Source organism: Kocuria atrinae C3-8 (assembly GCF_000286355.1).
GTDB classification, from domain to species: Bacteria; Actinomycetota; Actinomycetes; order Actinomycetales; family Micrococcaceae; genus Kocuria; species Kocuria atrinae_A.
On record NZ_AJXN01000044.1, the window covers coordinates 1 to 12,890 of the forward strand.

The 12,890-nt window shown below is 65.5% G+C and carries 9 protein-coding genes and 4 pseudogenes; 5 read left to right on the forward strand and 8 right to left on the reverse strand.

The window, feature by feature from the left end; all coding sequences use genetic code 11:
• Positions 1 to 783 (reverse strand): annotated as a pseudogene (locus tag YO9_RS0105635) (hypothetical protein); the annotation flags it as partial.
• A 115-nt stretch (positions 784 to 898) separates the two neighbouring features.
• Here YO9_RS0105635 and YO9_RS0105640 point away from each other — a divergent pair.
• The gene (locus YO9_RS0105640; protein WP_016996615.1) at positions 899 to 1,285 is read left to right on the forward strand and encodes a GntR family transcriptional regulator; all 387 of its coding nucleotides are present in this window, start codon (positions 899 to 901) and stop codon (positions 1,283 to 1,285) included.
• A 136-nt stretch (positions 1,286 to 1,421) separates the two neighbouring features.
• Here the strand turns inward: YO9_RS0105640 and YO9_RS0105645 are convergent, their stop codons facing one another.
• Positions 1,422 to 2,018, reverse strand: a complete 597-nt coding sequence (locus YO9_RS0105645) for a TetR/AcrR family transcriptional regulator (protein ID WP_016996616.1) — start codon at positions 2,016 to 2,018, stop codon at positions 1,422 to 1,424.
• Between the two features lie 212 nt (positions 2,019 to 2,230).
• On the opposite strand from YO9_RS0105645, the gene YO9_RS0105650 reads away from it, so the two are divergent.
• Positions 2,231 to 3,181 (forward strand): NtaA/DmoA family FMN-dependent monooxygenase, encoded by a 951-nt coding sequence (locus tag YO9_RS0105650; RefSeq protein ID WP_262925597.1) that lies wholly within the window; start codon positions 2,231 to 2,233, stop codon positions 3,179 to 3,181.
• 76 nt (positions 3,182 to 3,257) lie between these two features.
• Positions 3,258 to 3,491 carry a hypothetical protein gene (locus YO9_RS17150; protein ID WP_223286174.1) on the forward strand — a complete coding sequence of 78 codons (234 nt, stop codon included), beginning with the start codon at positions 3,258 to 3,260 and terminating at the stop codon, positions 3,489 to 3,491.
• Positions 3,492 to 3,534: 43 nt separating this feature from the next.
• Here the strand turns inward: YO9_RS17150 and YO9_RS0105655 are convergent, their stop codons facing one another.
• From YO9_RS0105655 to YO9_RS0105675, 6 genes and pseudogenes are all read right to left on the reverse strand, one after another.
• Positions 3,535 to 4,788 carry an MFS transporter gene (locus tag YO9_RS0105655; RefSeq protein WP_016996617.1) on the reverse strand — a complete coding sequence of 418 codons (1,254 nt, stop codon included), beginning with the start codon at positions 4,786 to 4,788 and terminating at the stop codon, positions 3,535 to 3,537.
• A 102-nt stretch (positions 4,789 to 4,890) separates the two neighbouring features.
• Complete coding sequence (narI, locus tag YO9_RS0105660) at positions 4,891 to 5,697, reverse strand: respiratory nitrate reductase subunit gamma (RefSeq protein WP_016996618.1); 807 nt, start codon at positions 5,695 to 5,697, stop codon at positions 4,891 to 4,893.
• Positions 5,694 to 5,969, reverse strand: a complete 276-nt coding sequence (locus tag YO9_RS20625) for a hypothetical protein (protein WP_016996619.1) — start codon at positions 5,967 to 5,969, stop codon at positions 5,694 to 5,696. Before YO9_RS20625 ends, narI begins: the two co-directional genes overlap by 4 nt.
• A gap of 56 nt (positions 5,970 to 6,025) precedes the next feature.
• Positions 6,026 to 6,343, reverse strand: a pseudogene (locus YO9_RS20630) (nitrate reductase molybdenum cofactor assembly chaperone); the annotation flags it as partial.
• Positions 6,344 to 6,386: 43 nt separating this feature from the next.
• Positions 6,387 to 8,128 (reverse strand): annotated as a pseudogene (gene narH / locus YO9_RS0105670) (nitrate reductase subunit beta).
• Positions 8,128 to 11,860: pseudogene (locus tag YO9_RS0105675) on the reverse strand (nitrate reductase subunit alpha). The pseudogenes narH and YO9_RS0105675 overlap by 1 nt, the downstream one beginning before the upstream one ends.
• A 283-nt stretch (positions 11,861 to 12,143) precedes the next feature.
• On the opposite strand from YO9_RS0105675, the gene YO9_RS0105680 reads away from it, so the two are divergent.
• Together YO9_RS0105680 and mobA are read left to right on the forward strand one after the other, a co-directional pair.
• On the forward strand, positions 12,144 to 12,536 hold the full coding sequence (locus YO9_RS0105680; RefSeq protein ID WP_016996621.1) for a hypothetical protein: 393 nt from the start codon (positions 12,144 to 12,146) through the stop codon (positions 12,534 to 12,536).
• The coding region (mobA, locus tag YO9_RS0105685) for a molybdenum cofactor guanylyltransferase (protein ID WP_016996622.1) at positions 12,537 to 12,890 on the forward strand (354 nt) is incomplete at its 3' end.

Sequence of the window (12,890 nt, forward strand, 5' to 3'; positions counted from 1 at the left end):
TCGCCCGATCCAGCACCGCCGACGCCGCGGCCAGGGCCAGGTCCACGCGGCCGAGGTGGGCGTGAGCGGCGTCGTCGAGGGGTCTCCGCGGGGCCCTGGACCGTTGCCAGAGGAGGTCAGCGACGGACTGTGCGCCGCCCAGCCAGATTGCGGCCACACCCATGCCGCCCCAGGCGAAACCGGGGCGGGTGAGGTACCACTCGTCCTCGCCGAGCGGCTCGGCAGGGACCTCACGGAAATCGACAGCGTGGTGGGCACGTCCGCCAGACCTTGCGCCAGCCAGGTGTCTTGGGGCTCGGGGAGGAATCCGGGATGGTCTGTCGAGATCACGAAGGCGCGGCGGTGACCGGTGAGCTCGCCCGCCTCGTCCGCGACGTGCGCGGTGACCACCGCGCGGGACACGAAGTCCGCGAGCGAGCACCACGGCTTGGTCCCGGTCAGTGTCCAGCCGGTGTTGGCGGGCGTTGCGGTCAGTGGGGTGCCGGGGCCTTCGGCGGCCCACACGGCCCAGGTGTCCGAATCCGTGAGAAGGTCGCCGCGACCGGCCTGGTCGATGATGGCCACGGCGTCCAGGTGGGGTTCGATGATGCGCGCAAAGGCGAGATCTTGTCTGCCCAGATCGCTCATCCTCGCCCAGAGCTCGCGCGTGCTGTCGTGTCCCGGCAGGGGAAGGTCACGGGTCAGCTCCGTGGCCTTGTTCAGGCCGTGGCGGACGAACTCCTCCACCTGCCCAGGATCGGGTCGAGGGGTCTGCGGGATCGGCAACGTCGACTGGTCAAACACAGTAATAAGCCTACGTGCTTTGGTGGCCCTGCCGCGTCCACCCGCAGGGCCGTGACCGGATTTGTATCATGTTTAGTAACACGCTTCATGATTCATCGCTCGAAGGGGTCCCGCCATGTCCACCGCCCAGGCAATCTTCACCGTGGATACCAAGTCCCAGGTGCCCGTCTACGAGCAGCTGGTCCAGTGCGTCACGGACGGAATCGCTTCCGGCTCATTGGAAGCAGGAGACCGGATTCCCCCGGTGCGCTCACTGGCCACCGAACTGGGCTTGGCGGCCGGGACCGTGGCCAAGGCCTACCGCACCATGGAGGCCAGCGGCGTGATCGAAACCCGCGGCCGCAAGGGCACGTTCATCGCCCAGTCCTCCGACGACCGCCACGCAGCAGCCTGCCGTGCGGCCGCCGAATACCTGGACCGCGCCGCCGGAGACCTGCACTATTCCCCCGAGGAATGCCTGCAGATCGTGCAGCGGATGCTGGACCAACGCGCGGTGGACTGAGAACTCGCGCAGCCAAGGGTCACGCCACTCGGCCAGGGCCGCGCACCATTTGATGCCGCCTTACTGCACGGTAGAGCGGCTTACTTTGCTGTAAGGCGGGATGAAATGGTTCCCGGGCGTCCGGGCCGCGTGCAATCTACGAACCGGTGCGCCAACCGGAGCGGAGCAGGTCGTCCAATTCGTGACCGGTCGAACCGTCCGCGGACGGAGTGCCCAGTGCCCATGCCGCAGCCAGGGTTGCGAGGTACAAGTTCCGACCGGTGAGTCCTTCGCGCGCATGCCCATCCTTCTGAGCCGCCTGCAAGAACTCGCCGGTGGTGTCGATGACCTCTTGACACGTGAGGCGCAGCGGGGAATCCTGCTCACCCAATGCGGTCCGCAGGGGTTCGGGCAGACCCTCGTAGGCCCGCATCCAGCGGCTCACGGCATCGAGCCAGCGCTCGAGCGCGGCACCGGAGTCGCCGGACTCCTTCTCGATGGCCGTTGCTTCAGCGGACAGATCCGGCTGACGTCCCTCAAGGACTCCGGCAACCAGCGCGTCCCGATTGGGGAAATGACGATAGAGCGTCCCCGCGCCTACGCCAGCACGTTTGGCGATGGCGTCCATGGAGACGTCCAACCCTTCGGAAGTGAAGACCTGTTCAGCCACATCCAAGATGTGGGCCCGGTTGCGGCGGGCATCCGTTCGGGTGGCACGCGTGGCCGTGGGGCGTCCGCCTGCGGCTGAAGTCATGACGAGAACCGCCTTACCGGTTGATTAACGGAGAGCCTCTCCGTATTTTGGATCCTAAACCGGAGAGTCTCTCCCAATATCTCGCAAAGGACTGGCATGAGCAAGCGACAGATGATCCTCGGCATGCAACTGGGCAACGGCTACGGTTCCCAACCCATGGCCTGGAAAGCACCGGGGTCGACCCCGTCAACTACGCGAACTTCGACGCCCAGGTGCGGTATGCCCAGGCCGCCGAGCGGGGAAAGTTCGCGTTCCTCTTCCTCCCCGATTTCGCCGGAATGAGTAAAGCCCCTGAGCAGGAAGCTCCCATGCTCACGTTGGATCCCATGATGACCCTGGCCGCGATTGCTCGAGGCACCGAGCGCATCGGTTTGGTCGCGACCGGTTCCACCACGTTCAACGAGCCGTACAACACCGCGCGCCAGTTCAAGACACTGGACGTGATGAGTCACGGTCGCGCCGGGTGGAACGCGGTGACCACGAGCGATCCCCTGGTGGCCGCCAACTACGGTCAGGAGATCGCTCCTCGACCCGAACGCTACGAACGCGCCCACGAAACCATCCAGATCGCCCAGGCCTTGTGGGGCAGCTGGGAGAAGGACGCCTGGATCAAGGACCCGGCCACGTCCCGATTCGCTGACGCGGACAAGATTCAGCCGATCAACCTTCAGGGAAAGCACGTGGCTTCTCGCGGACCGTTGCCGATTCCGCCGTCCGAGCAGGGCCAGCCGGTCGTTTTCCAGGCCGGCGGTGGCGACTACGGATTGGGACTCGCGGGCCGGTACGCCAACGCCGTCATCGGTGCCACGTTCACCATCGAGGATGCCAAGGCTCAGCGGGATGCCATTCGGAAGGCCGCCGTGGATGCCGGCCGTAACCCTGACGAGATCAAGTTCTTCGCCGGGGTCATGCCCGCCATCGCGGGGAGCAAGCGGGAAGCCCTGGACCGCCGCGTGGCACTGGGTCGCGAGGTCTTCCCGGCCCGAGTTCCCTACCTGGGTGCCATGCTCGGACTACCGCTGGACGTGGCCCAGATCGACGAACCACTGACCCCGGAACAGTTGGAGGCCGCTCGCCCCAGCCGTTCGATTCCCGGTCACAGCGGGCCTACGAAGTCGCGCGCGAGGGCTGGAGCATTCGGGACATCCTGGCCCACGGCGTGATCGACTACCACCCCACCCCCGTGGCACCGCGGAGGAAACCGCGGACCACCTGCAGGAATGGTTCGAGGCCGGCGCCGTGGACGGGTTCTGGGTCTCCATCGACGTTTACGAGGACGGCATCGACACGTTCGTGGACCAGGTGGTGCCCATCCTGCAAGAACGCGGGCTCTACCCCACCGACTACCAGGGCACCACGCTCCGCGATCACCTGGCGTCCCCGAGCAGTACGGCCAGGATCCGCGCCTCAGCTGACGGAGCCCGCCATTTGATGACGCTTTACTGCAGAGTAAGGGCCCCTACCCCGCAGTAAGGCGTCATCAAATGGTGCCGGCCCGGTGTGCGTAGCGCGTCGGTTACTTGACCGGTGCGTGCTCGGCTGGCTTGTCGTTCTCGTTGGTCTTGCCGCCGTTGCGGACCACGAGGGCCAGCAGGAACGCGATAGCCGCGAATACGGCCAGCAGCGTGAGCCCCACGAAGTACGAGCGGTTGTCCGGGTTGTAGGTGGCGCCCATGACCAGCGGCGGGAAGTAACCACCCAGGCCACCCGCGGCGGCAATGATGCCGCCGATGGTGCCCACATCCTTGGCCGGAGCTGCGCGGCCCACCCAGCCGAACACACCACCGGTACCCAGACCCAGGAACACCGCCATGGCCAGGAAGATCGGCCCGTAGACGTGCTCGGCGTCGGGTTGGAAGGCCACGAGCATGGCCAGCACAATGGTGCCGCCGAACGAGGTCAAGGTGACGATCTTGGGGCCGAACTTGTCCGCGAGCGTGCCACCGATGGGACGTGCGACCACGGCTGCTAGGGCGAACCCGGCGGTGCGGGTGCCGGCGGCAGTGGGGTCGTACTCGTACACGTTGGCCAGGTACGTGGGCAGGTAGTTGGAGAACGCCACGAACGCGCCGAAGACCACGGCGTAGAGGAAGCACAGCTGCCAGGTGACCTTGAGGCTGAAGGCCTGTTTGAGCTTGGGCATCATCGGTTCGACCTTGCGACCGGCACGCGCAGGGGAATCACGCAGCATCAGCCAGCACAGCAGCGCGCTGACCGCCACGATCGCGGCAATGATGATGTGGGTGGTCATGTACCCGGTAGCCGCCACGAGCCGCGGGGTGAAGAACGCGGAGACCGCCGTGCCCACCATGCCCGCGCCGAACACACCGGTTGCGAAGCCCTTGCGGTTGGACTCGTACCAGGCGGAGCAGAACGGGATACCGATCGCGAACACGGTGCCCGCGATACCCAGGAAGAACGCGACCGCCACCAGCAGCGGGAAGTTGTTGAGCTGACCCACCACACCCGTGAGCAACACGAGCGGTGCGGTGATGCCCAGGATCACGGTGAACATGAGGCGCCCGCCGTACTTGTCGGTGAGCGCACCCACCGGGACGCGGGCGATCGAACCCACGAAGATGGGCATGGCCACCAGAATCGCGGTCTGCCCCGGAGTCAACGACATCTCACCGGCGTAACGCTTGGACAGAGGCCCCACGATGGTCCACGCCCAGAAACCCACGGTGGACGCCAAAGTGGCCAGGACCAGGTTCTTGAGTTGACCCTGTTTCAAGTTCGGTGCCGCTGACGCGGCTTCAACGGAGGACATGACGCTCCTTCTGCGAATGCTGCGAGTTCTGAAACTTCTGAGACGTGGTGAGCCGGGGCCGAGAGGCGCTCCGACCTGGGCGCCTCCCGAACCGGACGAGAATTACTTGACGCGCGTGGAACCGGAGCGCTCGCGGGGAGGCCGGGTGCGGCGTCGTCCGCTGTCGCGATCGTGGGTGCCGATCGGCTCCCAACCGCGGCGCACCGGAGCGGAACCGGCGCGGGGGCTGGAACCGCGCGTGCGGTAGACGATGTACGGGCGGAACAGGTAGTGCAGCGGCGCGGTGAACGCGTGCACCAGGCGCGTGAACGGCCAGATCGCGAACAGTGCCATGCCCCACAACACGTGGATATGGAACGAGGTGGACGCCGCCGCCATGGCACCGACATCCGGCTGCAGGATCCACAGCGAACGGAACCACGGGGACACCGTGACCCGGTAGTCCACGGTGTTCGGGTCGAACACGGCCAGCACGGTGGTGGCCAGGCCGGCCAGGATCGCACCCAACAGCATCACGTACATGAACTTGTCGTTGCCGGTCGTGGCCATGAACACCGGTCCGGTGCGGCGCCGGCGAACGATCAGCATCACGATGCCCACGAGCGTTCCCACACCGGCCACCGTGCCGATGGACAGCGCCAGGAAGTGGTAGGCGTGCTCGGACATGCCCACGGCCTCGGTCCAGGACTTGGGAATCACCAGGCCCACGATGTGCCCCACGAGCACCGCCAGGATGCCGAAGTGGAACAGCGGCGAGGCGATCCGCAACAGGCGGGATTCGTAGAGCTGGGACGAGCGGGTGGTCCACCCGAACTGGTCGTACTTGTAGCGCCAGATCAGCCCGCCGATCAGCACCGCCATCACCACGTACGGCAGCACGCCCCACAGCAAAGAGTCGAGAATGTTCACTGGTTTCCTCCGGTCATGGGCAGGAGTCGGGGGTCGTAGGCGTCCAGGCCCACGGATTCGGTGGGCGGGCCGTAACCCGCCATTCGGGCGACCGCGGATTCGTCCTCCGGGGACGGTCCCGGCAGCGTTGAGCACACCAGTTCCACCACGCACGCGTGGGGCAGGTTGTCGCGAAGGAGCGCGAGCCGCAGCAACTCGAGCGACGGCCGGTAGCGCTGCAACAGCTCGAACCCGTCCTCCGGAGAGACCCGCGCGGCGAATTCCAGCACCACGGCAGATGGTCGGGCAGTTCCTGGTCCCCGAACACGCACCCGTGCGCGCGGTAGACCTGCTTGAACGCGGACAGCGCCTCACCGCGACGGCGCGTGTCACCGTCCGTCCAATACGTCAGGTGCAGGCTGTGGCGGCGCGAGAGATCGTATTCCTGGACGTACTCGCCCTGGATCTCGCTCAGGTCACTCTCGCGCAGCCAGCGGGTCAGGGGTTCGACGGCGCTCGGCGCCACCCCGACCTCGGTCAAGGCGTCCTCGAGCACCGGTAGTTGGTCGATCAGTTCCCGATCCGGGTAACCCAGCAGCACCGCAGCGGCCTGGCGGATGACCGCCGAACGCTGCGGATAACGGTCCCGGTACTCGGGAACATCCACGGTGCCTTGGTGGCCTTACCCAACAGGGTGGAGAGGAGCCCCATCATCGACCCCCGTCAGAACCGGCGGTGTCGTGATCGGGACGGGTCCACGGGTCACGCGAGGTGGTCGAGAGACTGTCCGCGTCCTCCTGGGCTCTTGCGGGGAACAGCCCGTCCGGGCTGCCGTTGCCGTCCCAGTTGAGCAGGTTCACGCGGCCGGCCAGTTGCTCGTTGCCCGTGGGGTCCTCCCCCGTCTGGCGGGAGCGCAGTGCCTGGAAGTTCTCCACGGCCACGGGCATCGGTCGACCGGAGGCCTCACCGAACACGCCGGTCTGGCCCATGCCGGGGCCGCCGTCAACGTCCAGCGAGCAGCCGATCTCCTCCAGGTTGTGCGCATCCTCCACGTGCGCGGTGGGAATCACGTAGCGCTCGTCGTATTTGGCGATGGCCATCAGCCGGTACATCTGCTGGATCTCGGAACCGGTCATGCCCACTGCCTCGGCAATGGACTCGTCCGGGGCATCGCCCAGGGTGATGTTGCGCATGTAGGCGCGCATCGCGGCCAGCTTGCGCAGCACATCGGTCACGAGCTCGGTGTCACCGGCGGTGAACAGCTCCGCGAGGTACTCCACCGGGATGCGCAGGCTCTCGATCGCGCCGAACAAGTTCTCCGGATCCTCGCCGTCGTGCCCCTGTTCCTTGAGCAGGTCCACGATGGGTGACAGCGGCGGCACATACCAAACCATGGGCATGGTGCGGTACTCGGGGTGCAGCGGCAGCGCGACCCGCAGCGTTTTGGCAAGCGCGTACACCGGCGACTTGCGAGCGGCGTCGAGCCAGTCCTCCGGGATGCCCTCCTGACGAGCGGCCGCAACGACCTCGGGGTCATTGGGATCGAGCATGAGGTCCAACTGGGCCTCGTACAGATCCTGCTCGTTGGGAGTTGCGGCGGCTGGGTGACCTTGTCCGCGTCGTACAGGAAGATGCCGATGTAGCGCATGCGACCCACGCACGTCTCCGCGCACACGGTGGGGATGCCCACCTCGATGCGGGGGTAGCAGAACGTGCATTTCTCGGCCTTGCCGGACTTGTGGTTGTAGTAGATCTTCTTGTACGGGCAGCCGGTCACGCACTGACGCCAACCGCGGCACTGATCCTGGTCCACCAGCACGATGCCGTCCTCGGCGCGCTTGTAAATGGCGCCGGACGGGCACGAGGCCATGCAGGACGGGTTCAGGCAGTGCTCGCACAAACGCGGCAGGTAGAACATGAAGGTCTGTTCGAACTCGAACTTGATCCGGTCGTTGGCTTCCTTGTGGAGCTTCTGGATGATCGGATCCAGGTGACCCATCTCCGTGGCGCCGCCCAGGTCGTCGTCCCAGTTGGCCGACCACTCGACTTTGGTGTCCTCGCCCGTGATCAGGGACTTGGGGCGAGCCACCGGGAAGTCATCGCCGGCGGGAGCGTTGACCAGGTTCTCGTAGTCGTAGGTCCAGGGCTCGTAGTAGTCCTTCAACTCCGGCTGCACCGGGGACGCGAACAACTGGGCGAGCTTCTTGAGCTTGCCACCGGACTTCAACTTGAGGTTGCCCCGCTTGTTGAGTTCCCAGCCGCCCTTCCAGGTCTCCTGGTCCTCGTAACGGCGCGGATACCCCTGACCGGGTCGGGTCTCCACGTTGTTGAACCACACGTACTCGGTACCGGCACGGTTGGTCCATGCTTGTTTACACGTCACCGAACAGGTGTGACACCCGATGCATTTGTCGAGAGTCATCACCATGGCGACTTGAGCCATGACACGCATCAGTACTGAACCTCCTGCGAGCGCTTGCGGACAATGGAGACGATGTCTCGCTGATTTCCGGTGGGGCCCATGTAGTTGAAGGCCCAGGACAGATGGGCGTAGCCGCCGATCATGTGAGTGGGTTTGACCAGGATGCGCGTGACGGAGTTGTGGATACCGCCGCGCTTACCCGTGGTCTCGGACTTGGGAACGTCAATGGTTCGTTCCTGGGCGTGGTGCACGTAGACCACGCCTTCGGGCATGCGGTGGGAGACCACCGCGCGACCGACGAACACGCCGTTGGTGTTCACACACTCGACCCAGTCGTTGTCGGAGACCTCGATGGCCGTGGCGTCCTGCGGGGACATCCACACCGAGGTGCCGCCGCGCGAGAGCGACAGCATGAACAGGTTGTCCTGGTACTCCGAGTGGATCGACCACTTGTTGTGCGGGGTCAGGTAGCGCACCGCAATGGACAGCTCACCCTTCTCCCCGAGCTTGGGCTCACCGAACAGCCGGTGCATGTCCAGCGGGGGCCGGTAGGTGGGCAACATTTCGCCCATGTCCTTGAGCCAGTCGTGATCCAGGAAGAAGTGCATGCGGCCGCTCAGGGTGTGGAACGGCTTGAGCCGCTCGATGTTCACCGTGAACGGTGCGTAGCGCCGACCTCCGGTTTCCGAACCGGACCACTCCGGTGAGGTGATCACCGGAACGGGGGCCTGCTGGGTGTCTTTGAACGTGATCCGCTTTTCTTCCGAGCCACGCGCCAGGTCGGACAGTTCCTTCCCCACGCGCTTCTCAAGCGTCTCGAAGCCCTGCGTGGCCAGCTCACCGTTGGTGGTGCCGGACAGCATCAGGATGGCCTCGGCCATGCGCTGATCGGTGTCCAGCGCGGGGCGACCCTCCGCCGCACCGGAATCGAACACACCGTGCAAGCGACCCAGCTGGTCGACCTGGTGTTTGACGTCGAACGTGACGTTCTTGGTGGTCAGACCCAACTTGTCAGCCAACGGGCCCAGCGCCACGAACTTGTCGCCGATCGCGGTGTAGTCGCGCTCCACGATCTTGAGGTTGGGCATGTTCTTACCCGGGATCGCGGGAAGGTCCGTGCCCTTCCACTCCGGCGCGTGACCGCCCGGCTGGGCAATCTCCCCCGGTGTGTCGTGGGTGAGCGCGGTGGCCACCACGTCCTTCCGCACGCCCAAGTGATCGCGGGACTGGCGTGCGACCTCGTCGGCGAGCAACTGGAACATCTTCCAGTCGGTCTTGGCTTCCCAGGGCGGGGAAATGGCCGGGGTGAACGCGTGCACGAACGGGTGCATGTCGGTCGAGGACAGGTCGTACTTCTCGTACCAGGTGGCCGCCGGGAACACGATGTCCGAGAGCAGCGTGGACGAGGTCATGCGGAAGTCCGCCGAAACCAGCAGGTCCAGCTTTCCTTCCGGCGCTTCCTCATGCCAGCGCACATCACGCGGCTTGGACGCCACGTGGTCCTCACCCTGCACGCTGTTGTGGGTTCCCAGCAGGTGCTTGAGGAAGTACTCCTCACCCTTGGCCGAGGAACCGAACAAGTTGGAGCGCCACAACACCAGCGTGCGCGGCCAGTTCTCGGGGGCGTCCGGGTCCTCCACGGCAAAGTTCAGCTCGCCGTTCTTGAGCTTGCTCGCAATCCACGCGGGTTCACTTTCTGCCTCACCGCGTTCGACGGCGCTCACGGCCGCGTCCGCCACGTCGAGCGAGTTCTCGTGGAACTGCGGGTAGAACGGCATCCAGCCAGGCGCGTGGACTGTGCGATCACGTCCGCGGTGTGCATGCCCTTGAGGTGGCCGTCCGCGAGCGGGGACTGTAGCGAATCCGAGGAGTAACCGTCGGAACGGAACTGGTCGGTGTGCATGTACCAGAACGCGGTGCCGATCATGAAGCGCGGCGGGCGTACCCAGTCGCTGCCAGAGGCCATGGTGGCCCAACCGGTGATCGGACGGGCCTTCTCCTGTCCCACGTAGTGCGCCCAGCCGCCGCCGTTACGACCCTGACAGCCGCACAGCATGAGCATGGCCAGGATCGCTCGGTAGGTCGCGTCACCGTGGTACCACTGGCAGATGCCGGCGCCCAGGATGATCATGGACCGGCCCTCGGACTTCTCCGCGTTGGCGGAGAACTCACGGGCCGTGCGGATCACGGCCTCCGCGGGAACTGACGTGACTTCTTCCTGCCACGCCGGGGTGTAGGCGGTATCCACGTCGTCGTAGCCCGTGGACCACTCGCCCGGCAGGCCGTCGCGGCCCACGCCGTACTGGGCCAGCATGATGTCGAACACCGTGGTCACCGTGCGACCGGCCACCTCGGTCACGGGCACGCCGCGATGGATCACCGAACCACACCGGTGGGATCCGTGAACGCCGGCAGCGCCAGATCGCTCACCTCCCCTTGATAATCGGAGGCGTCCGCGATCGACAACGACGGCGTGACGCCCTCCAGATCGAGGTTCCACTTGCCCTCGTCATGCTCGTTGTAGCGGAAGCCCATGGAGCCGTTGGGAACCACCGGCTGATGGGTGTCCCGGTCCAGAAGCACGGTCTTGAACGCGGGATCAGCCTGCGAAGCGGCGGCGTCGTCCCCGGCGTTACCCAAGTCCTGGGCGGTGAGGAACTTGTCCGCAACCACCGTGCCGTCCTCGCGGCGGGACAGTGAGACCAGGAACGGAAGGTCCGTGTACTGGGCGACGTAGTTCTCAAAGAACGGGACGCGGCGGTCCACGAAGTTCTCCTTGAGGATCACGTGCCCCATGGCCATGGCCAGCGCGGAGTCGGTGCCGGCCTGAGCGGGCAGCCACTCGTCCGCGAACTTGGTGTTGTCCGCGTAGTCCGGGCTGACCGAGACCACCTTGGTGCCTCGGTAGCGCACCTCGGCGAGCCAGTGGGCGTCCGGGGTGCGGGTCACGGGAATGTTGGAGCCCCACATCATCAGGTAAGTGGCATCCCACCAGTCACCGGACTCGGGAACGTCCGTCTGGTCGCCGAACACCTGCGGCGAAGCCACCGGGAGATCCGCATACCAGTCGTAGAAGCTGTTCATCACACCACCGATGAGGTTGATGAACCGGGCGCCGGCGGCGTGCGAAACCATGGACATCGCGGGGATCGGGGAGAACCCGATGCAACGGTCCGGGCCGTACTGCTTGATGGTGTGCACGTGAGCAGCGGCTGTCATCTCCACGGCTTCCTGCCAACTGGAGCGCACCAGTCCGCCCTTACCGCGAGCCTTCTGGAACGTCTCGCGCTTGACCGGGTCGTTGACGATGGATTCCCACGCGAGCACCGGATCCGAGTGGATCTGCTTGGCCTCGCGGTACATCTCCAACAGCACGCCGCGCACGTACGGGTAGCGCACGCGCGTGGGTGAATAGGTGTACCAGGAGAACGCGGCGCCGCGGGGGCAACCGCGTGGTTCGTACTCTGGGCGGTCCGGGCCCACCGACGGGTAATCCGTCTCCTGGGCCTCCCACGTGATGATGCCGTCCTTGACGTACACCTTCCACGAGCAGGATCCGGTGCAGTTCACGCCGTGGGTGGATCGGACAACTTTGTCGTGACTCCAGCGGTTGCGGTAGAAGGCGTCGCCCGCGCGACCACCTTCCCGGAACACGGCGCGACCGTCCTCCGTTTCTTCCCAGCGGGAGAAGAACTTCCCGAGTTTCAACAACGCATTCGACGCCGGGCCATCGACCCCGGCGGGGGTTTCGGTGGTAGCCATGGAGCCACCGTACCCCTAATTAACATTCAAAATGCCTATTTAACCCGCCGGTAACCAGAAATCCATCTTTCCCGTGCTGACCTGGGAATATGGTCATATGTTCGTACGCTAATCGACCGTTTGGTTGGGCCTTCCGGGGTGACCTGGGGCGGCGCGCCATTTGGTCAGGCCATACTGCAGAGTAGGGGTGCGTACCGTGCGGTAAGCCGTCACGAAATGGTTCTGTCACGCAGCCGGTCACCGGTTCGTACGACACGCCGCGCCCCACCTAGACTGGTGCCCCATGAAGTCCATGATTGCGCCGATCCTGCTTGTCGCCACCGCCCTGATTCAGTCCATGGGGTTGTTCCCCTATCACGGTGACGGCATCACGCTCGCGGGGCAGCTGTTGTTCCCCATCCTGTTCGCGCTCATGGTCATGTACCTGTCGACCAAGGGTCTACCCGGTGCGTTCGCCACGGTGCACCTGGTGATTCTGATCGGCTCCGTGCTCCTGCTGATCCTGTCCTTGGTGGGCATGAACATGACCCTCCCGCAGCTCTACCCGACCATGATCCTGTACTACATCGCGTTCGTCCTGGTGGCTGTGGAGTGCGGTCTGCGGATCGCCGGAATGCCCAAGAAGCGCCGCGCCGGGGACCGTACCGAGGTCAACGATTCGGAAACCACGGTCTAGGTGCTGCGTTTCGACAGCGTGATCGTCGCCGGCGGCCGGTCCTCACGGTTGGGAGGCACTCCCAAGGCTGAGCTCCAGCGGGGCGACGAAAGCCTGGTCGAGATCACGGTGCGTTCCGTGCATCAGGCCGGGAGCGCCGTCGTCGTGGGGCCGGACAATCTGGACGTACCGCACGGCACCCTGCGGACCCGCGAGGATCCGCCGTTCTCGGGTCCGGCCGCGGCCATCGCTGCAGGACTCGAGCTACTCGCCCACCAGCCAAACCGCGCCGCATGGACCGCCGTGCTGGCCTGCGACATGCCGGACGTCGCCGGTGCCGTTCGCACGCTCGCCGACGCCGCCGCCCACCTGTCG